This is a genomic window from Tychonema sp. LEGE 06208 (assembly GCF_015207505.1).
Classification (GTDB): domain Bacteria; phylum Cyanobacteriota; class Cyanobacteriia; order Cyanobacteriales; family Microcoleaceae; genus Microcoleus.
The window spans coordinates 1-25,765 of the sequence record NZ_JADEWT010000093.1 but is presented as its reverse complement, the minus strand read 5'-3'; the positions used below and the strand labels follow the sequence as shown (position 1 = coordinate 25,765).

General features: G+C 46.5%; 22 protein-coding genes. 14 read left to right on the top strand and 8 right to left on the bottom strand.

All coding sequences use genetic code 11. The features are described from left to right. Positions 1-297 precede the first annotated feature (297 nt). Positions 298-630 carry a DUF4870 domain-containing protein gene (locus tag IQ263_RS21245; RefSeq protein ID WP_194008546.1) on the bottom strand — a complete coding sequence of 111 codons (333 nt, stop codon included), beginning with the start codon at positions 628-630 and terminating at the stop codon, positions 298-300. 103 nt (positions 631-733) lie between these two features. Here IQ263_RS21245 and prfC point away from each other — a divergent pair, with 103 nt between their 5' ends. Further along, positions 734-2,362 carry a peptide chain release factor 3 gene (gene prfC, locus IQ263_RS21240; protein WP_194070025.1) on the top strand — a complete coding sequence of 543 codons (1,629 nt, stop codon included), beginning with the start codon at positions 734-736 and terminating at the stop codon, positions 2,360-2,362. Positions 2,363-2,737: 375 nt separating this feature from the next. Here the strand turns inward: prfC and IQ263_RS21235 are convergent, their stop codons facing one another. Next, positions 2,738-3,658: an alpha/beta hydrolase gene (locus IQ263_RS21235; protein WP_194070023.1), complete on the bottom strand. Its 921-nt coding sequence runs from the start codon at positions 3,656-3,658 to the stop codon at positions 2,738-2,740. 171 nt (positions 3,659-3,829) lie between these two features. Here IQ263_RS21235 and IQ263_RS21230 point away from each other — a divergent pair, with 171 nt between their 5' ends. The 3 genes from IQ263_RS21230 (at position 3,830) to IQ263_RS21220 (ending at position 5,760) form a co-directional block, all read left to right on the top strand. Next, positions 3,830-4,282 (top strand): NUDIX domain-containing protein, encoded by a 453-nt coding sequence (locus IQ263_RS21230; RefSeq protein ID WP_194070030.1) that lies wholly within the window; start codon positions 3,830-3,832, stop codon positions 4,280-4,282. A gap of 40 nt (positions 4,283-4,322) precedes the next feature. After that, positions 4,323-5,237 carry an NAD(P)H-dependent glycerol-3-phosphate dehydrogenase gene (locus tag IQ263_RS21225; protein ID WP_194070029.1) on the top strand — a complete coding sequence of 305 codons (915 nt, stop codon included), beginning with the start codon at positions 4,323-4,325 and terminating at the stop codon, positions 5,235-5,237. Between the two features lie 100 nt (positions 5,238-5,337). Continuing rightward, positions 5,338-5,760, top strand: coding sequence for an EamA family transporter (locus IQ263_RS21220; protein WP_194070021.1), 423 nt, complete (start codon positions 5,338-5,340; stop codon positions 5,758-5,760). Positions 5,761-5,902: 142 nt separating this feature from the next. Here the strand turns inward: IQ263_RS21220 and IQ263_RS21215 are convergent, their stop codons facing one another. Then, positions 5,903-6,208, bottom strand: coding sequence for a small RNA NsiR4-regulated ssr1528 family protein (locus IQ263_RS21215; RefSeq protein ID WP_194070019.1), 306 nt, complete (start codon positions 6,206-6,208; stop codon positions 5,903-5,905). A gap of 461 nt (positions 6,209-6,669) precedes the next feature. Further along, positions 6,670-7,659, bottom strand: a complete 990-nt coding sequence (locus IQ263_RS21210) for a threo-3-hydroxy-L-aspartate ammonia-lyase (RefSeq protein ID WP_194070017.1) — start codon at positions 7,657-7,659, stop codon at positions 6,670-6,672. Positions 7,660-7,852: 193 nt separating this feature from the next. On the opposite strand from IQ263_RS21210, the gene IQ263_RS21205 reads away from it, so the two are divergent. From IQ263_RS21205 to phnE, 3 genes are all read left to right on the top strand, one after another. Next, positions 7,853-8,848 (top strand): phosphate/phosphite/phosphonate ABC transporter substrate-binding protein, encoded by a 996-nt coding sequence (locus tag IQ263_RS21205; protein ID WP_194070015.1) that lies wholly within the window; start codon positions 7,853-7,855, stop codon positions 8,846-8,848. Positions 8,849-9,273: 425 nt separating this feature from the next. Continuing rightward, positions 9,274-10,014, top strand: coding sequence for a phosphonate ABC transporter ATP-binding protein (locus tag IQ263_RS21200; protein WP_194070013.1), 741 nt, complete (start codon positions 9,274-9,276; stop codon positions 10,012-10,014). Positions 10,015-10,092: 78 nt separating this feature from the next. Beyond that, complete coding sequence (gene phnE, locus IQ263_RS21195; protein ID WP_194070011.1) at positions 10,093-10,887, top strand: phosphonate ABC transporter, permease protein PhnE; 795 nt, start codon at positions 10,093-10,095, stop codon at positions 10,885-10,887. Positions 10,888-11,003: 116 nt separating this feature from the next. Here the strand turns inward: phnE and IQ263_RS29645 are convergent, their stop codons facing one another. Beyond that, positions 11,004-16,475: a cadherin-like domain-containing protein gene (locus tag IQ263_RS29645; RefSeq protein WP_304941033.1), complete on the bottom strand. Its 5,472-nt coding sequence runs from the start codon at positions 16,473-16,475 to the stop codon at positions 11,004-11,006. Between the two features lie 1,534 nt (positions 16,476-18,009). On the opposite strand from IQ263_RS29645, the gene IQ263_RS21185 reads away from it, so the two are divergent. From IQ263_RS21185 to IQ263_RS21165, 5 genes are all read left to right on the top strand, one after another. Continuing rightward, positions 18,010-18,264 carry a hypothetical protein gene (locus tag IQ263_RS21185; RefSeq protein ID WP_194008558.1) on the top strand — a complete coding sequence of 85 codons (255 nt, stop codon included), beginning with the start codon at positions 18,010-18,012 and terminating at the stop codon, positions 18,262-18,264. A 4-nt stretch (positions 18,265-18,268) separates the two neighbouring features. Continuing rightward, the gene (locus IQ263_RS21180) at positions 18,269-19,933 is read left to right on the top strand and encodes a CHAT domain-containing protein (protein ID WP_194070009.1); all 1,665 of its coding nucleotides are present in this window, start codon (positions 18,269-18,271) and stop codon (positions 19,931-19,933) included. Positions 19,934-20,797: 864 nt separating this feature from the next. Further along, positions 20,798-20,938 (top strand): hypothetical protein, encoded by a 141-nt coding sequence (locus IQ263_RS21175; RefSeq protein WP_194070007.1) that lies wholly within the window; start codon positions 20,798-20,800, stop codon positions 20,936-20,938. Between the two features lie 611 nt (positions 20,939-21,549). Further along, positions 21,550-21,960 carry an AbrB family transcriptional regulator gene (locus IQ263_RS21170; protein ID WP_194008561.1) on the top strand — a complete coding sequence of 137 codons (411 nt, stop codon included), beginning with the start codon at positions 21,550-21,552 and terminating at the stop codon, positions 21,958-21,960. A gap of 89 nt (positions 21,961-22,049) precedes the next feature. Beyond that, on the top strand, positions 22,050-22,517 hold the full coding sequence (locus IQ263_RS21165; RefSeq protein WP_194008562.1) for a regulatory protein RecX: 468 nt from the start codon (positions 22,050-22,052) through the stop codon (positions 22,515-22,517). A gap of 233 nt (positions 22,518-22,750) precedes the next feature. Here IQ263_RS21165 and IQ263_RS21160 read toward each other — a convergent pair whose 3' ends face one another. From IQ263_RS21160 to IQ263_RS21150, 3 genes are read right to left on the bottom strand one after another with little or no spacing between them, the layout of a single operon-like run. After that, entirely contained in the window at positions 22,751-23,266 is a 516-nt protein-coding gene (locus tag IQ263_RS21160; RefSeq protein WP_194070006.1) for a DUF4385 domain-containing protein, read from the bottom strand. Beyond that, positions 23,263-23,688, bottom strand: coding sequence for a DoxX family protein (locus IQ263_RS21155; protein WP_194070005.1), 426 nt, complete (start codon positions 23,686-23,688; stop codon positions 23,263-23,265). Before IQ263_RS21155 ends, IQ263_RS21160 begins: the two co-directional genes overlap by 4 nt. Positions 23,689-23,711: 23 nt before the next feature. Continuing rightward, entirely contained in the window at positions 23,712-24,056 is a 345-nt protein-coding gene (locus tag IQ263_RS21150; protein WP_194070004.1) for a hypothetical protein, read from the bottom strand. A gap of 493 nt (positions 24,057-24,549) precedes the next feature. On the opposite strand from IQ263_RS21150, the gene IQ263_RS21145 reads away from it, so the two are divergent. Together IQ263_RS21145 and ureE are read left to right on the top strand one after the other, a co-directional pair. Further along, a complete protein-coding gene (locus tag IQ263_RS21145; protein WP_194070003.1) occupies positions 24,550-25,041 on the top strand; it encodes a DUF4168 domain-containing protein in 492 nt (163 codons plus the stop codon). A 255-nt stretch (positions 25,042-25,296) separates the two neighbouring features. Beyond that, positions 25,297-25,734 carry an urease accessory protein UreE gene (gene ureE / locus IQ263_RS21140; RefSeq protein WP_194070002.1) on the top strand — a complete coding sequence of 146 codons (438 nt, stop codon included), beginning with the start codon at positions 25,297-25,299 and terminating at the stop codon, positions 25,732-25,734. Positions 25,735-25,765 lie beyond the last annotated feature (31 nt).

Below are 25,765 nucleotides of genomic sequence, written 5' to 3'. Positions count from 1 at the left end.
CTCGACGTAAAAAGTCTTCAAGATTAGCTATTTAATCTTCTCCCTCTTGAGTTTTTAAGCAACAGCTTGCCTGAGATTCAAAGGTGGCTACTTTTAGCTACGCTTATTTTTTAGTCTAAACTACAGTTATTCATTCTTCCTTATTTCTTATTCATTCTTCCTTATTCATTCTTCCTTATTCCTTATTCATTCTTCCTTATTCCTTGTCCCTTATTCATTCTTCTAGCAAACAATTAAAAACCCGGTTTGTGAAAAAAACCGGGTTATTTAAATCGATGGTGAAGCGCGATTTGCTGTCTAAACTATGCGGAAAATAAAAGGATAGCGGTAAGGTTGGTTGGGATTTTGCAAAATGTGGAGGATGGCCATGATTGTTAGTCCCCAGTGAATTGCGAAACCTATCAAGCCTGCTAAGCCAAGTGTCACAAAAGATAGTGGAACCAAAATCAGACCATACAACCATACATTCAGGTGAAAATTGATCGATTCTGTGGCGTTTTCTTTGACAACGGGGTCATCTGATACTAACAATACTGCGATCGGCGCTCCGATCGAGAACAGTAACGTGCTGAAAAAAATTGCCCCGTGACACACGAGTGATAGCAGCTTGCGCTTGTCGGAGTCGTACATATTACTTGTATTTCCTTGACTTTACTGATAATTTTACCTTCTATAGCAACTCTAGCACAGGCTATAATGGCGATCGGGTGATGATTCCCCTACTTAATTTGTGATGACAACAGAACTCGAAACTGAACTGCTAACTGCTGTGGAGCGCCGGCGCAACTTTGCCATTATCTCGCACCCTGATGCGGGTAAAACTACTTTGACAGAAAAGCTGCTGCTTTACGGAGGTGCAATTCACGAAGCAGGTTCTGTGAAAGCGCGGCGGGCCCAGCGACACGCTACTTCTGACTGGATGGCTATGGAACAGCAGCGGGGAATTTCGATTACTTCTACTGTTTTGCAGTTTGAGTATAAAAATTATCACATTAATCTGCTCGATACTCCGGGACACCAAGATTTTAGCGAAGATACTTATCGAACTCTGGCGGCGGCTGACAATGCGGTGATGCTTGAGGATGCTGCTAAGGGTTTGGAACCGCAAACTCGCAAGTTATTTGAAGTTTGTAAGTTGCGACGTTTGCCTATTTTTACTTTCTTTAATAAGCTCGATCGCCCTAGCAGAGATCCTTTGGATTTGTTGGACGAAATTGAGAAGGAATTGGGCTTACAGACTTATCCGGTAAATTGGCCGATCGGTACGGGCGATCGCTTTAAGGGTGTTTTTGACCGCAGAGGGCGCAAAATTCACTTGTTCGAGCGCAGTCAACACGGTTCTCGCGCGGCAGTTGATACCGTCATTGAATTGGGCGATCCGCGCATTGAGGATTTGTTGGAACAAGACCTTTACTATCAGCTTAAAGAAGAGTTGGAACTGCTGGATGAGTTGGGAACTGAACTGGATTTAGATTTGGTTCGGGCTGGGAAAATGACTCCGGTTTTCTTTGGCAGCGCGATGAGCAATTTTGGGGTAGAACTGTTTTTGGATGCGTTTTTAGATTACGCGATGAAGCCGATCGCCCGCAACAGCAGCGTCGGGGAACTTCCGCCAACTTACGAAGATTTTACGGGGTTTGTGTTTAAATTGCAAGCAAATATGGATCCGAGACACCGCGATCGCGTAGCGTTTATTCGGGTTTGTACGGGCAAGTTTGAAAAGGACATGAACGTGACTCACGCTCGCACTGGTAAAACTGTGCGTTTGTCAAGACCTCAAAAGTTATTTGCTCAGGATCGGGAGTCGATCGAGGTTGCGTATCCCGGCGATGTGATTGGTTTGAACAATCCGGGGGTTTTTGCGATCGGCGATACTATTTACACCGGACAAAAACTGGAATATGAAGGAATTCCCTGTTTTTCACCGGAACTTTTTGCTGTTTTGAGAAATCCCAATCCTTCTAAATTTAAGCAGTTCCGCAAAGGCGTTTCCGAGTTGCAGGAAGAGGGCGCAGTACAAATTATGTATTCGGCTGACGAGTCGAAACGCGAACCAATTTTGGCAGCAGTAGGACAGTTGCAATTTGAGGTGGTGCAGTTCAGAATGCAGTCGGAATACAATGTGGAAACGACGATCGAGATGTTGCCTTACAGTGTAGCCCGTTGGGTTGACGGCGGTTGGGATGCGCTGGCTAAGGTTGGACGGCTGTTTAATACGGTGACGGTGAAAGATACTTGGGGAAGGCCGGTTTTACTGTTTAGAAATGATTGGAATTGCCGGCAGGTGGAAGGGGAGCATCCTGTTTTGAAGTTAAATGCGATCGCGCCTGTGGTTTCTGGTTTGGCTGTTAGCGCGGAGTGAGCGTTATACCAATTTCATAAAATAGCGCTAGATCTTACCCCCCAACCCCCCGCGACTTCGGGGGGGCTAAGACTTTGATCTGGCAACTTACAGGAGAGAAAACTGTAGGAGGAGCTTAAGTTACAATACCGTTTACTTAAGTTATAAGTTGTAGGGTGCGTCGCTCGTTTAATCTGGCGTTGCGGGGCGAAAGTTGTTCTTGGTGGCGCACCCGACGTTCACTTAAGTCAACGGTATTGTACTATAGCCAATTTGGGCGATCGGGTAAACTGGAAATTACGGCTAACAGCAGGTTAATCGTACCTACCAATCCAGTTAAAAACAATGCAAACCAGAGTCCAACTATAGCTTTTTTGAATGAAACAATTCACATTTCTAATTTTTCTGTGCGGCCAGTGATATCTTAAACTGTTTTCCCACATAACTCAATGAATCGGCTAAATGCTTGTGCCAATAATTCCAACCGACATCAGGGCCAACAATCCCGTGTCCGCCCGGAAATTTGTTAAACTCGTTAGCAACACCCAAACGGTTTAATTGTTCGTGAAACTGTTGCGTAGAAATTAGAAATTCCTTGTCTTCTTCCCCAGCATCCAAATAAGCGCGCAACCGCTGTTTATCTTTAACAGAAATTTTTTCAACTAAATATTTAGGACTGTTAGCCTTGCCGCTTTGATCGGTAAAATAACCGCTGTGGCTGAACAGAATATTAAAATTATTCAAGTAACGCAAACCCATATTAAAAGCTCCCCAACCCCCCGAAGATTGTCCTCCCATTGCCCAGAATTTGGGGTTTTCCTGCGTTCTGTAACGCGATTTGACGATTTGAACCAACTCCGAGCCGATCGCAGTTCCAACCTGACCATTGGGCCCGTCAAAATATTGCGGATCCCACAAAGGACTCGTACCCCGCTTGTCGTTTCCGTCAGGAGTAATGATAATTGACGGCGGCAATCTTTTGGTTTTATATAAATCGTGAAGTACAGAAGTAACAGCAGCTTTGTCTTGATAAGCGCGCGCGTCTCCGTGCCCGCCATGCAGCAAAAAAATCACTGGATAGCGCTGTTTGGAATTTTTTGCGTACCCAGGCGGTAAAATTAAGCCGTAGGTGCGCTCTGAATTCATAGCTGCACTTTTATATGTTTTGAGTTCAAAATCTAAGTTGGCATCTACTACTACTTTCGGAGGGTCTAACTGAGGTGCTCCCGCAATAAAAACGTACCAGTATCCAGTCGCACCTAGTATGAGGATTGCACCCGTACCGATACCTAAAACTTTTCCCAGCCACTTAGGCATAATGTTAGTTGACGATTGACGGTTGACGGTTATTTGTTATTTGTTACTTGTTATTGGTTACTTGTTATTTGTTATTTGTTACTTGTTACATATAAAATCATTAATACCCAATGCCCAATGTCCAATGCCCAATGCCCGATTCCCGATGCCCCATTCCCAATTCCCAACAAAATGAATTACCGAAATCCCGCTCCTACAGTTGATATTATCATTGAATTGACCGATCGCCCGCACCGACCAATAGTTTTGATAGAACGTCTCCACGTTCCCTACGGCTGGGCGATTCCCGGCGGCTTTGTCGATTACGGGGAATCGGTAGAAACGGCCGCCAAACGCGAAGCTTTAGAAGAAACGAGTTTGAATGTAGAATTGATCGAGCAATTCTACGTTTATTCTGACCCGAATCGCGACGCGCGCCAGCATACTATTAGTATTGTATTCTTGGCTGCGGCAACGGGTCAACCTCAAGCTGCCGACGATGCTAAAAATTTACAAATTTTTGAATCTTGGCAGATTCCTGCACAATTGTGTTTCGATCACGAGATAATTTTACAAGATTATTGGCGTTACCGTTATTACGGATTGCGGCCGCGTTTGCTCGGGGGGGACAGCAATAATGACTAATGACTAATGACTAATGACTTCTTCCTTATCAATAAATTTTATGGTAAATTTGACAATATTAGGCGGGGGTGTATGGGGTTCAGCACTGGCAAATCTCGGAAGCAAAAAGGGCGATCGCGTTAATTTGTGGTCGCGTCGCACTTCTGTTAGTCTAGAATCAGTGATAACTGGCGCCGATGTTGTGATTTCAGCAGTTTCGATGAAAGGAGTTGGGGAAACAGTCGATCGCCTGCTTGCCTTAAACTTAAATCCGAGTACAATTATAGTTACTGTCACCAAAGGTTTAGACCCCGCCACGACGCGCACTCCGTCTCAAATTTGGCAAAATGCTTTTCCTAACAATCCCATAGTCGTACTTTCCGGGCCCAATCTTTCCGAAGAAATTCAGCAGGGATTACCGGCTGCAACGGTGGCGGCGAGTGTAGATTTAGCGGCGGCTAAGCAAGTACAAAATATTTACAGTTCGGATATTTTTCGGGTTTATGTCAATCAAGATCCCCTGGGGACTGAGTTAGGTGGAACGCTGAAGAATGTTTTTGCGATCGCCGCTGGTGTTTGCGATGGTTTACAATTAGGAACTAATGCTAAATCTGCTTTGCTGACTCGCGCTTTGCCGGAAATGATTCGGGTGGGAGTTCGTTTGGGAGCTCGCGCCGAAACTTTTTACGGTTTGTCTGGTTTGGGAGATTTACTAGCTACTTGCAATAGTTCTTTGTCGCGCAATTATCGGGTTGGCTTCGGATTGTCTCAAGGTAAGTCTTTAGAGAATATTTTGCACGAACTGCAGAGCACTGCTGAGGGTGTTAATACTACGAATGTTTTAATTGATTTGGCGGTGCGGCGCGAGATAGAAGTCCCCGTTTCCCGTCAAGTTTACCGCTTGCTGAACGGTGAAATCACTGCCGAACAAGCTGTTTTATCGCTGATGGAACGAGGTTTAAAACCGGAGATTTAAAAACCGTGCAGGCGGCGGCGTTCCAAAACTCATCAACTGCATTCGCTATCGAAAATAGAATGCAACAGGTAGCAAATAATCCAATTTAATTATTGAAACAATGGCTCAAATACCCAATTGGTTGATTTTTGCACTGACTTGTTCTTTATTATACGGTCTTTGGGGATTTTTTAGCAAATTAGCAACACAATCTATTGACTACAAAACAGCTTTTATTTATGAAGCAATCGGCGCTATTGTCACTACAGCCTTAATTATTTTCAGCAGTAAAAACTTGAGTTTTCAGGGAAATAGTGCAGGAATCGTATTTGCTTTATTAGTAGGTGTTTGCGGAACAGTAGCATCTTTACTATTTCTGAAAGCCATTGAAAGTGGCCCAGTTGTTAGCACCGTCAGCATTACATCTTTGTACCCAGTAGTTACAGTATTTTTATCATATTTCTTCCTGAAAGAAGCAATTACAATTCCACAAACGATCGCCCTCGTGCTAGCCATAATTGCAGTTATACTTTCATCTTATTGAAATATCTCTGCTAGATTAGATCAATTTCTGATTGAGGCAGAAACCGGGTTTTTGTGGTAAATCTGGCATTAATGCGTTGAATTATCGAAAAAACCCGGTTTCTTTGGTATCTTAAATCTCGCCGTTCTACATTCTCTAATTTTTACTTTCCGCCGTAATAAAACGCAACTTCTTTGTCTTTTAGCGGTGCAAAATCTGCTGCTATCAGCATTTGATCGAGTTCTGCTTGAGGCAGGTGTTTTACTCCAATGCGGACAATGCGCGATCGCATGGTGTTTGACACGCCACTGCGCTGTCTCCCGGCTTCTAATCCCATTACTTGCTCGTACAGGTCTAATTTTGCTTTCGGAATCGGAGTGCCGTCAAAGTCGATTCCTGAAGCGATCGCAACATCGATCGCATCTGCACCGGTTGTAGATTGAGCCGCTGAGTTTGTTTCTGAAGACATTGTGGTGTGATATTAAAGTTTCCTGTGGGAGCATTTTATCAGAGAATTATTGACTTTGGTTAAATTTGTCAATACTAATATTTGATATTTTCCAAATCTGTCACACCAACCCGAAAGTCCGCCGGAGGTTTAAACCCGTCGCAAAGCTAAAGTCCGCGCTCAATGGATTAAAGATAAATCGTGATTTTTATTTTCATGTAAGAGGAATTTTACTATTGCTATCTGATATCAAATCCTCTCTTTGTTGGAATAGTAAATTTACTGTTGACTGTTGACTGTTGGCTGTTGGCTGTTAACTGTTGACTGTTGACTGTTGACATCATGTATGAGTGTTACCGGAATTGATATGATGAAACGATATGAGCGGACTCAACTCCGCACTCGGAAACGTTTTTGTTGTGGAAATCAATTATAGATGGGTTGAAACCTATGACGAATTTTTAAGTGAAAAACTTGCAGGCTTAACTATCATAAAAAAGCTGACTAGCTTGCCGCAGATCTACATTTCCCCCGCTGACAATCGCGCCAACTTTCATGTTTTCAGTTGTCACAACTCCCGAAAGCAAAGCCGCCGCCGCTAAGGCTCCAGTCGGCTCGACAACTATCTTCATTCGCTCCCACATGAAAAACATTGCTTTGCGAATTTCCGCCTCCGAAACTGTTGCCATATCGTCCACATAATGCAGCACTAAAGGAAAAGTCAATTTCCCTAAAGATGGCGTGCGCGCGCCGTCAGCAATAGTATCGGGGTTGCTAACAGTTTGCAGGGTTTTTGTGCGGAACGATCGCGCTGCATCATCTGCTCGATCGGGTTCTACCCCGATCGCTTTACACTGGGGAGAGCAAGTTTTGGCTGCAATCGCGCATCCCGACAGCAAACCCCCGCCGCCGCAGCAAACCAAAAGCAAATCCAACTCTCCAACTTCTGCGATTAATTCCAGCGCCGCCGTACCTTGTCCTGCAATCACCCGCGCGTCATCATAGGGAGGAATAATTGTCAAGTTTCTTTCCCCGGCAATTTGGGCAGCGAGCTCTTCGCGGGAAACTTGAGTTCGATCGTACAAAATAATTTCGGCACCGTAGCCGCGAGTCGCTTCTTGCTTGACTTTGGGCGCATCTGCAGGCATCACCACAGTAGCAGGAATTGCGAGCAACCGTGCGGCAAGGGCGATCGCCTGCGCGTGATTTCCCGAAGAAAAAGTCACCACTCCCCGCAGTTTTTCGGCTTCAGATAGCTGCATCAAAGCATTGCAAGCACCGCGAAATTTAAACGAACCCGTCCGCTGAAAGTTTTCGCACTTGAAAAATACTTGAGAATTAGTTTGTTTGTTCAAAGTCTCCGAAGTCAGCACCGGAGTCTTGAAAGCTTTGCCATGCAAGCGCTTTGCCGCCGCTTCCACATCGGCAAAACAGACTGGAAAGGGATTTTTATCGGCAAGCTTGGGTGTCATATTTTGCTGCGTCGGGTGCTAGTGCGGTACTGTACCATACATTGAGTCAGAGTATTATCACTTTTAATGATAAGACATATCAGAAATATTTATCACTGAACTATTGCAACTAATTACCAAAAGAACTGTAAAATAAAATCAAAATTATTGCCATAAGTTATCAAATAGCAACAACTAAGTAGGAGAGTAATTAATGAATGTAAAGTTTAAAGCGTTAGCAAGCGTTAGCGCCGGATTGTTGCTGTTAGGGGGTTTGACGGCGAATGTAGTGGGAATGGGGCAAAAGGCGATCGCCCAAAAAACGCAGCAGGGCGATCCTCTTCGAGGGCTTCGCCAACGAGATTTAAGAGCACAAGCTCCGATAAATCGCATTAGAATCGTATTTGCCAACCGCAGAGATGCTACAGACTTGCAAAATAAAGCCAATCAAGTAGCGCAAATACTTTCCAAAGAAATCGGAATGCCCGTCGATGCAGTCATCGGCGACGAAACCGCCGCCGTAGAAGCATTGAGGGCCAACAGAGCCGACGTGGCATTTGTAGCAGGGCGCGCGGCATTAAAAGCAGAACAATTAGCCAAAGCGCGGATGTATTTAGCAGAAGTTCGCAGCGATTATTCCGGCGGAAATACCTACGATTCAGTGTTCGTAGTGCGCCAAGACAGTCCCCTGCGCCCGAAAGGTTCAGCAAAGCAAACCCTCGAACAATTGAAAGGCAAAAAAATGGCTTTCACCTCTCGAACTTCCGGTTCGGGATTCATTTTCCCAATCTCAGAATTAGTGGGTCAAGGATTAGTTTCAGGGCCGGATAGACTGGAGAGCTTTTTCGGAAATGTCACCTATGGTGACGGCTACAGCAGCGCTTTGCAATCTGTTTTAAGAGGTCAAGCAGATGTCGGAGTTGTCTCAGAATACGCTTTGCTACCGCCTTGGATTACAGCGGAAGAAGGCAAGAAATTGCGAGTTTTACAACAAGTTCCCGGAGTGCCAGCCCACGGAATTGTGATTGACGATCGCGTTCCTGCACCGATGCGCGAAAAACTGATTAATGCTTTCATGAAAATGAACGAACCAGCAAATAATCAATTGTTCCGCAGTTTGTACAACTCTCAGAAATTAGTAAAAGTCGATCATACGCGCCATTTAGGAACCTTGCGGCAAGCTTTGCAGCGCGCCAAACTCGAACCGTAAAATCAAGGTTCGTAGCGAGAGTAAAGGTTCGTAGTGAAGGCGACCGTCCGCAAAAAAAGAAGGACTGAAGTCCTCACTACGAACCGATTTTATTGTTACCCATCGAGGAGACAGTATAGCCTTTCTGTGCTCTCATATAGGCCATAGGGCAGAGGGCATACCTCACTAAGCTTGAGAAAGGCTATATATTAATGGCAAAGTCGATCGACAAATAGTTACCAAATTAACACGCCCAATTAAAAATTAATATAAATAGCTAAATTTTTTTCTTCCTTCTTCCTTCTTCCCGATCGCGTTGTACGGAAAGCTCGGAGGCGACAGCACTAATGACTAATAACTAATGACTAATGACTAATGACTAATGACTTCTTCCTTCTTCCGTCGGACTTACATCCGTTACATAATCCGTTGCCGAAATTCTTCTTATGACTATAGAATGCAGCCAATTAAAAACAGCTTATTCAACCGCGCTAAACCGCCCGATTTTGAACGGAATTGATTGCCAAATTAAACAAGGCGAATTTGTAGCGCTTCTCGGCTTAAACGGTGCAGGAAAATCTACACTGTTGCGTTCATTTGTCGGGTTAGTCCCCGTCAAAACAGGAGAAATTCGGATTAACGATACAATCATAACTCCGCGCACTCTGAGACGAATTCGGCGCGATATCGGCTTAATTTTTCAAGGTGGCGGGTTAGTAAAACAGTCATCCGCGATCGACAATGTGCTTTGTGGTTGCTTGGGAAGCTTAAATACTTGGGAGACTTTGTGGGGTTTTCCGAAACAGCAGCGCGATCGAGCATTTGACTTACTAACAGACTTCGGACTCAAAGACCTAGCATATCAAAAAACCAGACTGCTCAGCGGCGGACAACAGCAAAGAGTCGCCATCGCCCGCGCCTTAATCCAATCCCCCCAGATTTTACTCGCCGACGAGCCCACCAGCGGATTAGACGTAATCGCCGCCCAACAAGTAATGGAAATCCTCGCCCAACTGCACCAAAAACAAGCAATGACCGTAGTTGTAGTATTGCACGATTTAGGAATGGCCAGCACCTATGCCGATCGGGCGATCGTCCTAGATGCCGGTCAGATAGTTTATGATGGCAAATGCCACAACCTGTCCGACAAACTCAGCCAACTAACACCTCCCAAAGTAGAAGTCTAAACTCCTATCTTCTCCCCTCTTCCTTAGCGCCCTTCGCGTCTTCGCGGTTCGTTTAAAAAAAATTAAAAATCAACGCAAATGACCGAAAAAAAATCAACTAATCCCTCAAAAAATCCTGGCTGGATTAAAAATATTGGTATCGCAGCAGGCTTAATTGTACTTTACGGTTGGGCGCTGCGGGGACTAGAAATTGATGCAGAAACCCTGACCAACAGTTGGCCTTACATGACTGATTTTATTTCGCGCTTGTGGCCGCCAAATCTCGAAATAATTGACGTAGCAATTAAAGCTTTAATCGAAACAGTTCAAATGTCATTGTGGGGAACGACATTCGGAGCAATTTTGTCGATCCCAATTGCGATTTGCAGCGCCCGCAATATAGCACCAAAGTGGTTGCGTTGGTTGGCTAATTTATTGCAAAATGCCGTGCGTTCTGTGCCTTCAATTGTGCTGGGATTGTTGTTTGTATCCGCGACTGGTTTGGGCGCGCCGGCTGGTACTTTAGCGCTGGCAATTTATACGATCGGCTATCTTGCTAAATTTTATCAGGAGGCGATCGAATCTGTGGAAGCGCGATCGGTCGAATCCTTAGAAGTAGTCGGTGCATCTTGGCTGCAAGTAGCGCAATACGGAATTTTCCCGCAGGTATTGCCGCTAGCCCTCGGTTACACGCTGTGGATGTTTGAGTACAACATTCGGGCCGCTTCGGTGTTGGGAGTAGTGGGCGCTGGCGGCATTGGTTTTGAATTAGTCAATTATATCAGGTCTTTTGAATACAATAAAGCAACAACAATGATGTTAGTGCTGTTAGTTGTAGTCACGGTGATAGATATTATTAGCAGCAATTGGCGGCAGCGGTTGGAAACAAAATAAAAATAGGTTGAGAAACAAAAGAAGGACGCAGCATTGCCGTGTCCTTCTTTTATTGGGACACAGCAATGCTGTGTCCCCGCGCATATCCCCGATATTCAGATCAGAATTCTTGCCCTTTAGAACAAGACCACTTCAGAATTACCGGAAACTCCAAAATCGACACTCACAGTAGCAAACAAACTGTTGCCACCAACCGTAGAACCGTTGCTATCGTAATACAGCTTAGTAGATGCAGACAAACTGTCGTAGATAGCCATGATCGACGGCCCGGTTAAAGTTGCTTCTAACGCAGTTACAGAAACTGTGCTGCTGTAAGCGTAGAAACTCGAGCCCAAAGGCCCGGCGACCGCTCCCAATCCGATAAAAGCAGACTGGTCAATGTTAATTACATCATCAACAATGCTGTAATCGGTAATGATATCCCCGCCACCAGCAGTAGTTCCGGCGAACACAAACACATCAGCACCAAGCCCGCCGCTGAGAACATTTGTTCCCGCACCACCGGTTAAAGTATCATTCCCGTCGCCGCCGAAGAGAGTATCGCTACCCGCGCCACCGAAGAGACTGTCATTACCAGCGCCACCGGAGATGCTGTCATCACCCGCGCCACCGTCGAAAATATCAGCACCAGAGCCACCGTTCAAAATATCGGAGAACTCAGTACCAGTGACGTTATTACCGCTCGCATCTCCAGTAAATAAAACAGGAGTGCTGAAATTGTAACCGCCAGCACCAGAACCGAAGTTGTTAAAGGCTACGGGGAAAGTATTCCCAGCAGCAGTTAAATCAGCAACGCTACCCGACGAGCTAGGAGAAGTTGCAACCGGAGCACTGGTAATCGTCCCTGTAAACACAAAGTCCGCAGTTCCCAAATTGCCAGCAGCAGTACCCAAGTTCGCAATAATTGTCGAACCGCCCGTCACCGTACCGTTCGAGTCAAACACCAACACAGTTTCGTTCGACGCATTGCTGTAGGCGAAGAAACCAGCACTTGTAGAACTGCCCAAAGCAGACGCTTGTGCAGCTTCCACCGTTGCATAAGTTCCGCCGGTGAAAATCACCAACTCTTTGCCAGTAATGTCAGGAGTTGAACCCGTCACACCGTCAAAGTTAGTAGTAGTCAAATTGCCAAATTCGCTGGCTGCAAACTGGAATTTGTCAACCCCAAAGGTAAAGTCAGTAATGCTATCCGCGCCGTCGCCGGGAGTTTTGTAACCAAAGATATCTGCACCGGAACCGCCAGTGAGAATATCCGCACCTCCACCACCAGTGATGATGTCAGCAAACTCAGTACCAGTGACGCTGTTAGCAGTCGCATCTCCCGTAAATAAAACAGGAGTGCTGAAGTTGTAACCGCCAGCACCAGAACCGAAGTTGTTAAACGCAATTGGGAAAGTGTTCCCAGCAGCAGTTAAATCGGCAACGCTACCTGAGTTGGTAGTAGTACCAGTCGGATTAGTACCAGTCCCAGAATTGCTAATCGTCCCAGTAAACAAAAAGTCCGCCGTGCCCAAACTTCCTGCTGCAGTACCCAAATTCGCAATTAAGGTAGAACCGTCGGCTGCGGTACCGTTCGAGTCAAAATACAACACAGTCTCGTTCGACGCATTCGTAAAGGCGAAGAAACCAGCACTTGTTGAACTGCCGATGGCAGACGCTTGTGCAGCTTCCAAAGAGGCATAACTGCCGCCTGTGAAAATCACCAATTCTTTGCCAGTAATGTCAGGAGTTGAACCCGTCACACCGTCAAAGTTAGTAGTAGTCAAATTGCCAAATTCGCTGGCTGCAAACTGGAATTTGTCAACCCCAAAGGTAAAGTCAGTAATGCTATCCGCGCCGTCGCCGGGAGTTTTGTAACCAAAGATATCTGCACCGGAACCGCCAGTGAGAATATCCGCACCTCCACCACCAGTGATGATGTCAGCAAATTCAGTACCAGTGACGCTGTTAGCACTCGCATCTCCGGTAAATAAAACAGGAGTGCTGAAATTGTAACCGCCAGCACCAGAACCGAAGTTGTTAAAGGCTACGGGGAAAGTGTTCCCAGCAGCAGTTAAATCAGCAACGCTACCTGAGTTGGTAGTAGTACCGATAGGGGAATTGCTAATCGAACCAGTAAACAAAAAGTCTGCCGAGCCCAAACTTCCTGCTGCAGTACCCAAATTCGCAATTAAGGTAGAACCGTCGGCTGCGGTACCGTTCGAGTCAAAATACAACACAGTCTCGTTCGACGCATTCGTAAACGCGAAGAAACCAGCACTTGTAGAACTGCCCAAAGCAGACGCTTGTGCAGCTTCCAAAGAGGCATAACTGCCGCCGGTGAAAATCACCAATTCTTTGCCAGTAATGTCAGGAGTTGAACCCGTCACACCGTCAAAGTTAGTAGTAGTCAAATTGCCAAATTCGCTGGCTGCAAACTGGAATTTGTCAACCCCAAAGGTAAAGTCGGTAATTTTATCGCCACCTTCTTTAGTTGTCGCGTAAACAAACAGATCCGCACCGCTGCCGCCGCTTAAGACATCCAAACCGAGGCCGCCGGTGATGGTATCGTTGCCGTCGCCGCCCTTGATGGTATCGTTAAAATTGCTGCCGACAATGTTGTCGTCGCCTCCTAAACCATCGAAATTAACGGCGGCAGGATAAGTGCCGAAATTAACATTGTCAGCGCCGGCAGTACCGACAGGAACATTTAGCGATGGGCCGGTGAAGACAAAGTTATTTACTTGCAGGCTAAATGACAGCGAGAAACTGGTAACAATTTCAAAGCGCGCCCCAACAGCAAATACCAGCACGGAACGACCAGTATCGGCATCTGTAAACTGACAGAAAACAGGCGCGTCGGTGTTGCCGCCCAAAGCTGCAAACCGCGCTTGCAAAGTGGCGATGCTGGTAACGCTGATATCGGCACTAAAGTCGAGCAAGTTAGCGCTGCCGATCGACCCAACAGCAGAATTAGCAGTAATTTCCAGTCGAGTCAAGCTAGAAACACTGAGATTACCAAAAGCTGCCGTAGAAAGCTCTAAAACATCGTCATCGACATTAAAGTCAGTAATTAAGTCAGCTTCTACAACTGTTTGAATCTCTTGGCGGGAAGTCCGATAAATAAAGCGATCCTTTCCAGCACCCCCAATTAGAGTATTGGTTCCTAGGCCGCCGTCGAGCTCATCATCATCATCGCCGCCTTTAATTTTGTCGTTACCCAAGCCGCCTTTAATTTTGTTTTTGCCTTTACCGACTTCGATATCGTCATCGTCATCGCCACCGTCGATATCGTTATCGCCATCGCCAGCTTTAATTTTGTCCTTGCCTTTGCCGCCGATGATTTTGTTTTTGCCTTTACCGACTTCGATATCGTCATCGTCATCGCCACCGTCGATATCGCTATCACCATCGCCAGCTTTAATTTTGTCCTTGCCTTTGCCGCCGATGATTTTGTCCTTGCCGTTACCGCCTGTAATGTCATCATCGCCGTCGCCGCCTTGGATGTCGTTATCTAGCGTGACAGAACCGACAATAACTTGAGGCGCTGTATTGCCAACAAAATTAAAGACATTTTGCTCGACTTTCAAGCTAAAAGTCTGGTTGGCGAGTACATTTTTGCCGTCGCTAACTTCAAAACCAAAACTAGCGGCACCGACAAAACCTATGGTGGCTTGGAAAGTTAACAAACCGAGACTAATGTCTGCTTGAGTGAAGCTTAAACCAACTTGGGTTACGGCTACTCCCTTAAAGAATAGTTGCCCGGTTGTAGCATCAGGCAACTGCGTTACCTTAAAGACTGTGCCGCTAGCATTTGTTTCGCTATCGACAAACTTCAAGAAGTCAGAAGTAATAGTTATTTGGTTGCCATCAGAACCGACAGTCAAACTCTTATTAGCTTCCGATCGCGGAGGGGCATTAACTACCGGTAGAGTTGGAATTCGAGTTGGAGTTGGAGTTGGACTTGGAGTTACAGGAGTACCGTTAGCTCCCAAAAAGTCGCTAGCATCGAGAATCGTAGCGCTGACATTTAATAACAGCGCCAGCACAAAGCTATTGCTGCCGCGAATTTCGGTATTGATGCCGACTTGCACAAACGACAAGCTGCTAAAAATCAAGTCGCCAAATAGCAAAAACCTGTCGCTGCCGTCTGTGTAGTCAGTGATGACTGAACTGCCGGGACTGGTGGTGTTACTCATGACAAAAACGTCATTTCCAGCACCGCCGATACAGGTATGGTTGCCAGTACCGCCAACGATCGTATCGTTGCCGTTATTGCCCATCAAGGTGTCGTTGCCATTGCCGCCGCCGACAACGCTGTCGTCGCCGTCGCCACCGTCTGCCATGTCATTGCCGTCGCCAGTCATGAGGGTATCGTTGCCGGCACCGCCCATCAAGGTGTCGTCGCCGGTGCCAGCGACAACGCTGTCGTCGCCGTCGCCGCCGTCGCAAGCGTCATTGCCGGCACCGCCCATCAATGTGTCGTTGCCGGTGTCGCCCATCACGCTGTCGTCGCCTTCGCCACCATCGCAAGCGTCATTGCCGGCACCGCCCATCAAGGTGTCGTTGCCGGTGTCGCCCATCACGCTGTCGTCGCCTTCGCCACCATCGCAAGCGTCATTGCCGGCACCGCCCATCACGGTGTCGTTGCCGGTGCCGCCCATCACGCTGTCGTCGCCGTCGTCGCCGTCGCAAACGTCGCTGCCGGCACCGCCCATCACGGTGTCGTTATCTTTGCCACCGTTAACGATGTCGTTGCCTTCGCCACCGTTAACGATGTCGTTGCCCCGATCGCCCCTGACGGTATCGTTGCCTTCGCCGCCCTCGCAGTTGTCGTCGCCTTTGCCGCCGTACACGCTATCGCTACCTGCGCCGCCGTCAACCCGATCGTTTCCGTCGTTGCCGTTTACCCAGTCATCGCCGTCATCGCCAAAACAAGTATCTTGGTCGCTGCCGCCCAAAATAGTATCGTTGTCTTTGCCGCCATATACCTTGTCGTCACCTTGGCCGCCGTCGCAAATGTCGTTACCGCGATCGCCTCTTATTTCATCGTCACCATCGCCGCCGTCGCAATCATCGTCATCTTTACCTCCGTAAAGCCGATCTTTGCCACCGTTTCCTCTCATTCTGTCTCGGCCTTTTTTGCCGAATATCACCTCGTCAGCGCTGGTGCCGACAATTAAGTCATCGTCATCGGTACCTTCGAGGGTCTGGCGAACGCTGCCGCTGCCATCTTCTGCGTCATCTGTGCGACCGGCACTTTCTTCGGGTATAGCGTTAAATTCAGCCCTTGTGCTGTCATCCTCAGCAGTTGTTTCGGATGTGCCGTTAGACTGATTCGGAACTTGGCTGTTACTGTTGCTAGGGGTATTTTCGGCGATCGCGTCGTCAATTAACTTGGCTAAGTCGCTATCAGAATCGATCGCGCTGGCGCTGCGGAAAGCCGCGAGTCGATCGAGTTCGCCGGCGGAAAGCCCGAACTCTGGTTCTTCGTCATCTAGGGCGATCGGTGCAAACAAATTGGTTTCTGTCAAGTCAGAAATTTGTGTTCGATCGCGATCGGGAAAAAGTGTTCCCGATACATTTCCTAACAACATTTCTTCTTCCATCGTTAATATTCTCTCCAAAAGATTGAGATTCTTAGAATCAGTTTATCAGCAAGGAGGAGACAGCCGAACAACAAATTATAATTTTATATTTTTGTCTGCTCTAGTGGCTGCTTTTCCACCTTTTTGTTATAGATGCTATTTAAACTGCCAGGGGTTATTTTGCTGTTTTTGCGAGTTCTCTCTCCGGCAATCGCGCACAAAAATAACTGAGCCACCACATACACAGCCAGTTTTGTACCGAAGTTCAGCTTGCTTTTGATGTTCTCCGTAATTTCTACAGTAAGCTGCGTATACTTGCGCTTAAGGGTAGATCTTCTACGTATTTTTACCGTGATTTAGCCTAATTTAAACTCGCAGATCGCAACTCCTAGACAACTACCTAAAATTTTTTACCCCAAATTTTCCCCTGGCTTTTCTGGCGGTCGAGCCTGGTGCGCTGAAGTTTTGTAACACTTCCAGCTATGACAAATCCTTCCCTGACTTAAGGATTTGAATTCTTGATGTAAGTGACTGCACGCTTCTAATTTTAGTTCCCGATGATTAATTACAATTTTAAATAATTCGCCGTCGCAAATATTTGTTTTAATTTTCAGTCCGGCAATTCGATCTCGATCGCCCCGCTGCGATCGAACTGAAAAAAATATTTTTTCTGCAATATAAACAACTTAGCAAAAATCTATCTATCTTAAGACTGATTTGAAAAATCAGCAACCAACAGCAATCAACGCAGGAGTTGTTTTTAGTGAAATTGACAAGCACAAACAGACATTGCGATCGCAAATAATATCGTGTTGGCTCGCTTAAGCACAGTAATATTCGATGTGCTTGCGGACTTAAAGTCCGCACTACAAACCATATTGACTAGGCTTCGTTTTATCAACGATCAAAATGATTGTTGTTTGAAATTATGGGAATAATTTTATGAGAGTTGTATTGTTGAAAATTAAGATTTTTTAGCTTGCTCTTTTCTATTTAAATCTAAATACATTAATAGATTTTGATAAAGGAGAATATCATAAAAGTGGTAAAATAGCAACCCTCAATTAGAAATTATCGATAGTCGCTCTATCGATTGCCGATCGCCCCTGAGAGATCCCAGAAACAAGTACCGTGTCGCGTACTTCTGTCGGGAAGTCTCCAAATTTTAGAAGAAAGCTCTTACTAGCAGATTCAAAACCACAACTCAATCTCAAATCTTCAAGGGCCCAATCTCAAATCGACGCTGCAGATGAGGGATCGGGGCTTACAGATGAGGTTCCGAGCCGACCAATTCATTAATTGACACAAAATCTAGATTTCAGATGGGGGGATGATGGTAGAGGATAAGCGGTGAGTAGCGATCGGGCGATCACCTCCCCGAAAAATTTACTCAAATTTATCTTTGATATTTCCCTGAAACCGGTGGGTGAGAGCTGAAGTTATTTTAATAAGAACTAGAGATCCGCTTGGTAAAGTACCTCCAATTTAACTTTACTCAACAATGAGAAACTCAAGTTCCCAAGGAATGTAAAGGGGTCTGCGGTAGAGGTGCAAAATGTTAAAGATAGCAAAATTGGAGAAAATTCCGCTTTCAATTAGCCGCAGGGCAATCAAAACTAATAAACTGTTATTAAAGTACAAGTTTTACACCCTCAAAGTGTTTGAACAAATATATTTGAGTTCTGCGTTCGCCCGATCGGGGGAAGCGCAATCAGAAAGTTTCATTCAAAGAGTAAAAATCAGTTTGTCGGTGGCGATTGCTAGCTGCAAAAACGCAGGCAAAATCAGAATTGAGGCGGGAGGGCGCTAAATCGGTGAACCAGGAATTTAAACTCTCAGTTACCCCAGTTGGGGACGATGAATATCTAGTACGGACAGAAAAGGTTGCACCCGGTGTACCCTTAGCAGAACAACAAGTCCGCTGGCCGATCGACGAATGGCTGGCGCTGTCTGCTCAACTGATGAACGACCCTTTGGTGGGCTTGCTCCAGGGAACTGCTACTGGCCGGGGACTGTCACGATCGGAAAAACACTCAGCGCCTTCTTTAGTAACCCTTGGGCAACAATTATATAGCGGGCTGTTTCAAGGAAACTTGCGCGACAGTTGGACTTGCGCTCAAGGCATCGCCCAGCACCGCCGAGATGTGCTGGAACTGCGGCTCGGGCTCAAAGGTAGGGACTTGCCGCGACTACCGTGGGAAGTTCTGCACGCGGGCGATCGCCCTTTGGCAACCGGCACCGATTTGGTGTTTTCTCGCTACCAACCAGGTACAAGTTTATTCAAACAAACCCGGATACTGCCAAGTGGCGGGCCGCTAAAAATTTTAATGGCGATCGCCTCTCCCAGCGATCGAGACAACTTGCAGCTTTCGCGAGAAGTGCTGCAGCTGCAACAAGAACTGCAAAACCGCAGCGCTAACCCCCTCAAAAACGGCTTCCATTCCCCGGAAATTCAACTGACTATTCTCGAACAGCCCGATCGAGAACAGCTTACCCAAGCCCTAGAACAAGGACATTACCAAGTCCTGCACTACGCAGGCCACAGCAACCCCGGTTCCAGAGGTGGCGAACTCTACCTAGTCAGCAGCCGCACCGGTTTAACCGAAACCTTGAGCGGCGACGACTTAGCGGGATTGCTGGTCAACAACGGCATTCAGATGGCTGTGTTCAACTCCTGCCGCGGTGCCTACGGCGGCCCATCAGGCATCACAGACGACAGCCCGGAACGCAACTTAACCGAAGCTTTAGTCAAGCGAGGCATTCCTGCGGTGCTAGCAATGGCAGAAAGCATCCCCGACGAAGTAGCCCTAACTCTGACGCGGCTGTTTTACCGGAATCTCAATCAAGGCTATCCAGTCGATCTCAGCTTGAGTCGGGCCAGGGCGGGACTAATTTCTACCTACGGTTCTCACCAGTTATATTGGGCTTTGCCCATTCTCTACCAGCACCCGGACTTTGACGGCTATCTGACGGGCGCTCCAACCCAAAGTACCGCATCCAGTCTCGGGCTGCAAATAATCGCGTCTGGAATGCCGTCGGCGGCCTCGTCTGGCACAGAATGGAAGAGGCCGTCTTCGGTGGTGGCGATCGCCCAAAACCCTCCACAGCCAGCCTATCAAACGGATGAGTCAGACAGTGAGGACGGCGAAGTCTGGGAATATTGTCCTGAGCAACTAAAAGATCGCAGGGATTGGATGAACCCGAGCGATCGACCATCGGCGACTAATTTACCCAACTCTATTTCCGATCCAAATTCTTCGGTTATTTCACCAAACCCTGTCGCTCAAAAGGCTCAGAAAGCGTTAAAAAAACCGGGATTAAAAAAATGTCTGGCGCTGACGCTTTGCTTGTTGCCGATTGCTTTGAGTGCTGGCTTTGCTGGGTTGCGGTACTTGCAGCACCGCAGCGCGAAACCGGAACAGTTACTCCCGGAGATGCGGACTCCTCTGTCGCAAAATTATATTCAACAGATAAATTAAAATCGATTGCCCGATCGCAGGTGAGAACTTGTATCGCTCGATCGGATTGTGAATCGAAACCATACTATTTACCATTGGCGATTTGAGATTGGCGATCGGGATTTATATCATGTCCGGTCAATTTACCGCAATCAGTAAGGTTCGTAGTGCGGACGGTCGTCCCCACTACGAACCGTTTTTGTGATCAACCGGATTTGATATTACGCACTCGCGATAAAGAAACTGGGTTTTTTACCCTTACTGCCGATTGCAGCGAAGAATTTTGTCAAAAAACCCGGTTTCTGGCCCCCGGTGCGTAAGTCCTATTAATAAAGATTGACTTATTAGATCAGGGTTGGGAGTTGCCCTGCCGCTACATTCTTTGGGTGAAAATGGTATCAAAATCTGGTATAAGTCGCGAAATGCTCGATCGAGCATTCGTGGTGCGGCGTGCCGCCAATCAAACCCAGAGCCTTAACAATTAACAACAGAGTAACCGTCTGGAGCGAAAATGGTATGAACCTGCGGTGGCTTTTAAATTGTATATTTGCCTGACATCGCAAAAAATTCTCTCCCATCAGACCCTCAATCACCACACACAATTTAAATACCCAACAGCTTATTTCCTTCTTGGTGGCTGCGCGATGTTTCTGCCGCGCCGGTGGAGTCTGGTTTTAGGTGACGCTCCTACACCAACCGCAAGCGGTATGTTGTAGGCATCTGAGTTCGGTCAAGGATATCAATATCTTCCTTCATCGTTTCGCTCTACGGCGTTTTATAGTGAGGAACACGTCCCGCCCCACTTGTCACATCAAAGCTGTTTTATCTAGATATAGATTGTTATTCTGCGATCGAAGATATGAGTATTTTACCACAATTATTACAATGAGTGCTCGTCTCGTCGCCATCTTTAAGAATGCTGGTTGGCTGGGCCCAACATCGCGGAGGGAGGATAGCTCCTCACAAAAGCGCGGCTCTCATCCCACTCGCCCAAAGATTATGGGCTGGGGATTCCCGCCTGTCTAGCTAAAACCCGTTCAACGAACAGGTGAAATTTGCTTGAATTTTTACCGGATTGCGATCGTCGGACTGTTTTCTGTGCGAGTTATATGCCGAACACCTTAATAGAAGATTGGGACTCGGTATTTGGGGTTTTGAGGGGATTGGCCGCCCGAAAAACAGGGTTTATAAGTAGCTAGCTGGTAGGGGGATCGAAAATATGTGCGGTCTCGCCTTGTTGAGGTAAAAGTTAACCCCGCGCAGGTAAATGCTTTGGGCAGATTTGCAGCGATCGCGCTCTAGGTATTTCCATTCATGTCTGTCTTGTTTTTTACTTTGACTGCAGACAGGAGCTGGATTGGTGAATGCAGGGAACAGACTTTACTGTAAAAAAGTAAAGCATTTAATTTGCGACAATAATTCCTGCTGCGATCGCTCCAAGGGTTCAGACAACCATTTTAGTCGCCAGCAGCAAATAAATCGCCCTTCGAGCATCCACGAGTTGTACCCCCAGTTTTGAGGCTGCAGAAATTTATCCAGAATCCGATCTTTTTAATTCTTAGTATTGACAGTGAAACAAAGTTAATCTAATGTGTTGTAATTGATATAAGTAAACTCCAATAACCGAGGTAAGGTCAATGGCAGAAACAGCGACAGCACCCTTAACAGGAAAAGGTCTGCTTCAAAAAATCAAAGGCAGCGATTTGCCTCGCAGAGAACTTGCAAAGCTTTGCGGCTACTTCACCGTCAGCAAGAGTGGAGAAACACGGATTAACCTGGCTGAGTTTTACGATGCAGTATTAGCTGCTAAGGGCATTGAGCTAGAGAAATCTAAAGCAGACGGACGCGGACGAGAAGCGAGTTATCGCGCTAGCGTTCACAAGAATGGCTCGATCGTGATCGGGGCAAATTACACCCAAGAAATGGGATTAAAGCCAGGAGACGAGTTTGAAATTAAACTCGGATACAAGCACATTCGCTTGATTCAGATCGATGCGGACAGACCAGAGGTGGAATTGGCAGATGATGAGGAGGATACAGAAGAATAAAGGCGAGCGCGATGCAGTCAGCCTAGGTTAAGGCTACTGGATTTGCATTCGTTACACGAGTATTTGCGCGCCACCATGCGATTTAACTGATGAGCTGTCTTGACTATTTCTATTTTCTCTTGTCTCGCAAAGACTACAGTGCCTCTGAACTTCGCAAAAAGGGGCAAGAGAAAGGTTTTGGCAATGAGGAAATATTGGAGGCGATCGCGCAAATTCAAGACCGGGGCTATCAGTCTGACACTCGCTTGGTGGCAAACTCGATCGCAAGTGCTGCGGGCAAATACGGGAAATCCGCCATCAAGCGCAAGTGCCTGCAAAAAGGAATTACTAGCGATTTATTCGAGCAAGTCTGGGAAGAAGAATTTGCCGAAAATCAGGATTCAGAAGCCCAAAAACTGGCAGAATTAAAAGCCAAAGTCATGCGGAAATACAAGATCGACGCGATCGATCGAGTAGATCCAAAAACTAAGGGCAAAGTCTTGAACTACCTGCAATACAGGGGCTTTAATGCCTTTGAACTTTTGCGACAGTGGCAAACAGAAGAAGATGATGAGTAAATTGTAGGATCTGGTAAGTCAATTCGCCCCCGAGATAGGCAAGCACAACTGCATTGCTGCCCCGGGGGAGAAATGGTAATTTATAAGTAAGTTTTTGTAAGTTTATGCCCTATCGCGCCTGCTCAATTAACCGCAGGCGTTAACGGTTCGCGCCCGAAAGTCTGCAGCCTTCAATCAGACTCGCATTCGGCACTACGAACCTGGTTTTTTATGATAATCGACGGGACAGGATGTCAATCCTCAGACTTGCTGGAAGAAGATTCGTACATCTGCCGGTGTCTGGCTAAAAGCAGGAGATATTTCTCATTGGTTTTGGCCAGCATCCATTTGTCTTTAAAAATGGTGGCGGATTCTGCTTTCACCGGATCTGCATCTAGGGGTAAAATATCTTGGCGAGCAGCGGTTTGCTCTGCAACAGACTCCATTTTTTGAGGGTTCTGCTTGTATTTTCGACCGCTTTTGTGGTTGGCGTAGCGGCGCGATCGAGTATACCCCATTTGTAAGAACTTGCGCGCCATGTCCGCTCCCACAAAATCTTCGCCATCGAGATACTCTAAAAATAACGAGTAAATTTTGCTGCTGGACTCCCTGGCAATTTCAGGAGTCTTAAATCTCCAGAAAGGCAGAATTTCTCCTTTGTAGGGCTCCACCAATAGCACTCCTTGTTCTCCTTTCCCCACGCAATAAAGTTCTGGGTGCTGTCGAAAGTCGATGTTCTTAAAATCCGCATGGTAGTCGAACTGCTTCATGGGGCATTTTTTGTCGTATCTGGAATTATAGAAGCCCGTGGTTTACCTTCGTCTGGTTTGGTATAAACCCAGGCCCAAGCAATCAAAACGGCTTGAAAAGGCAGCCTGAACCAATACAATAATGGGTTGTCGGGAATCCCTTCTATGGGTATGCTGTTGACTGCCTGATTGATATTAGCTGGAAACACGGCAATAAACAAGGCAATTAACCCCCACGCCGCCGCTCTGCTGACTGGTGGAACTAACAGCCCAATCCCGCCCAAAATCTCGAAAAAACCGCTGATATAAACCAATGCTTCCGGGTAAGGAAGCTGGGGCGGCATGATTCTGATAAAGGGTGCGGGTACTGCAAAGTGCAGCACGCCTACGGTACTGATAGCTACTGCGAGGATGACTCGCCAAATTTCTTTTTGAGCTTTCATGGGAAATCGGTAATTAATAATTGTTAAGTTACGGCGAAAATGCTTGCAAAAATTCGCTGTTTGCGATCGATGACAAGAAGGCTCAGGTACAAAAATTCCAGCCCTCCGGGTTTTTCTAGTCTTGCCGGCGGCTGTAACAATCTTTGGTAGAAAAACTTGGTTTCTCGATAAGTCAGAGAAGTTTTCCCAGCCCGAAACTTGAGGAAGCGGGGCCGAATTGAAGGTTCGCAGGTGATGGCCGAAAACAGATAGCGCGGGTTTTGATAACAAGATTTTAGTCTGTAGTTCCCGAATGCTGCCTCTGTCTTGGGGTAGTAATACCCTGTGCGATCGATTACGATAACAAACCAGGTTCGCGCGTGCGTCATATCGTTTCCGGTTGCATCGGAATAATAAAATCGAGTCAGCAGTCAACAGTCAACAGTCAACAGTCAACAGTCAACAGTCATGAGGAGTGCAACCGGAATTGATATCATTCCCAATTCCCCAATCTAAAATCTAAAATCTAAAATCGTCTGATGGGCGATCGCACCTAAATACGAGTCATTTGTCAAGGAGTTTTATAATTATTTAATATTTGAGCTGTGAGAATTATTTGTAGAGGGAATTATGAAACGCACCGCAATGAAAATGAGCGTCTAAATACTGTGTTCTATCAACTTCTGGTGAGATGTTAGGATGGATCTAATTATCGAGTTTGCTAAAAAGTCGATCGCCCTAGCAACCGCGCAAATCCTTCTACTTGAATTAAAGATTGTCACGCTTGTCGGCAGGAACTTTTTCGCCACCACATGATTCACAAATATTGAGCCTCCCAGCGCTGTGTCATTTTTATTTACACGCAAGCAATCACCGACGACCATGAACACCTTAACCAACAACTCTAAATTTCGCCTAAACCCGATGCTACGGCAATCGCTGTTCTCCGTCATAATATCTGCAGCAGCTTTGGCTACCGGATGGGCCCCTGGCTTGTACGGACAATCCCCAAACCTCGTTTTCGGAGCAGCAGCCCAAGCTCAAGCCATTAGCAACACCGAAATTACTAACTACGCTCGCGCTGTCTTGTCAATAGAACCCAGACGGGTGCAAGCTTATCAGGAAATTAAAGGAATGGCTGGAGGCTCGGTACCCAGAGTAGTGTGCAACGAAACTCAGGAAATTAACAGGCTGTCGGGAGGTGTTCGCGGCGTGGCTGTGAATTACTGCGACCAAGCTAAAAAAATTATTGAAAGCAATAACTTGACAGTTAGACGCTTCAACGAGCTCACTTTGCTGCAGCAAAGGAATCCGGAAGTCAAACAGCAAATTCAAGCCGAGCTGCTGCGGCTGCAACAAGCGGGAAATCAATAAAATCGAGTGTTTGAGTCTTTCTTCCTCTCCCGTTCTGTTGTTAGAGTTACTGGGCGTTATGCGAAAATAGTTAAGAAAGGGATCTCGCCTGTAATAAAGTGCTTGACAAAACGAGCAAAACATGGTATGCAAGGACGGGAGCGGTTCAGAGAGATGACAATTTTGTAACTCGCTGTCAGTCGTTATTAAAGATAAAAAAGATCTTCCTCAAAAACTAGATGTGAAGCGAGTTAAATTGAGGAATAAAATAAAAAAATGCTAACTTTCACCAAACATTTGCCTGCAAATCCCGATGCTGCTGTCAGCTTTACTTTAGCAATGACAGCCGACGATCGCACTCGCAGCCGCCACCAATTCGAGACAGAAGGTGGGGAAAAACTGCACCTGAGTTTACCCAGAGGTACGGTATTGCGCGATCGAGATTTATTGCAATCGGAAGACGGTAGCTGTTTGGTACAGGTAAGTGCAAAACCCGAACCGGTAATCACAGCGCGGGCCTCGACTAAGTTGCTACTGCTGCGGGCGGCTTATCATTTAGGAAACCGTCACGTAGCTTTAGAAGTTACCGATAATTATTTAAGGCTTTCTCCCGACTCTGTTTTGCAGGGAATGCTCGAAAAAATGGGTTTGGAAGTTATAGAGGAAATTGTACCATTTCAGCCGGAAACGGGCGCTTACGGCCACAGCCATTAGGTATTGGGAATGGGGAATGGGGAATGGGGAA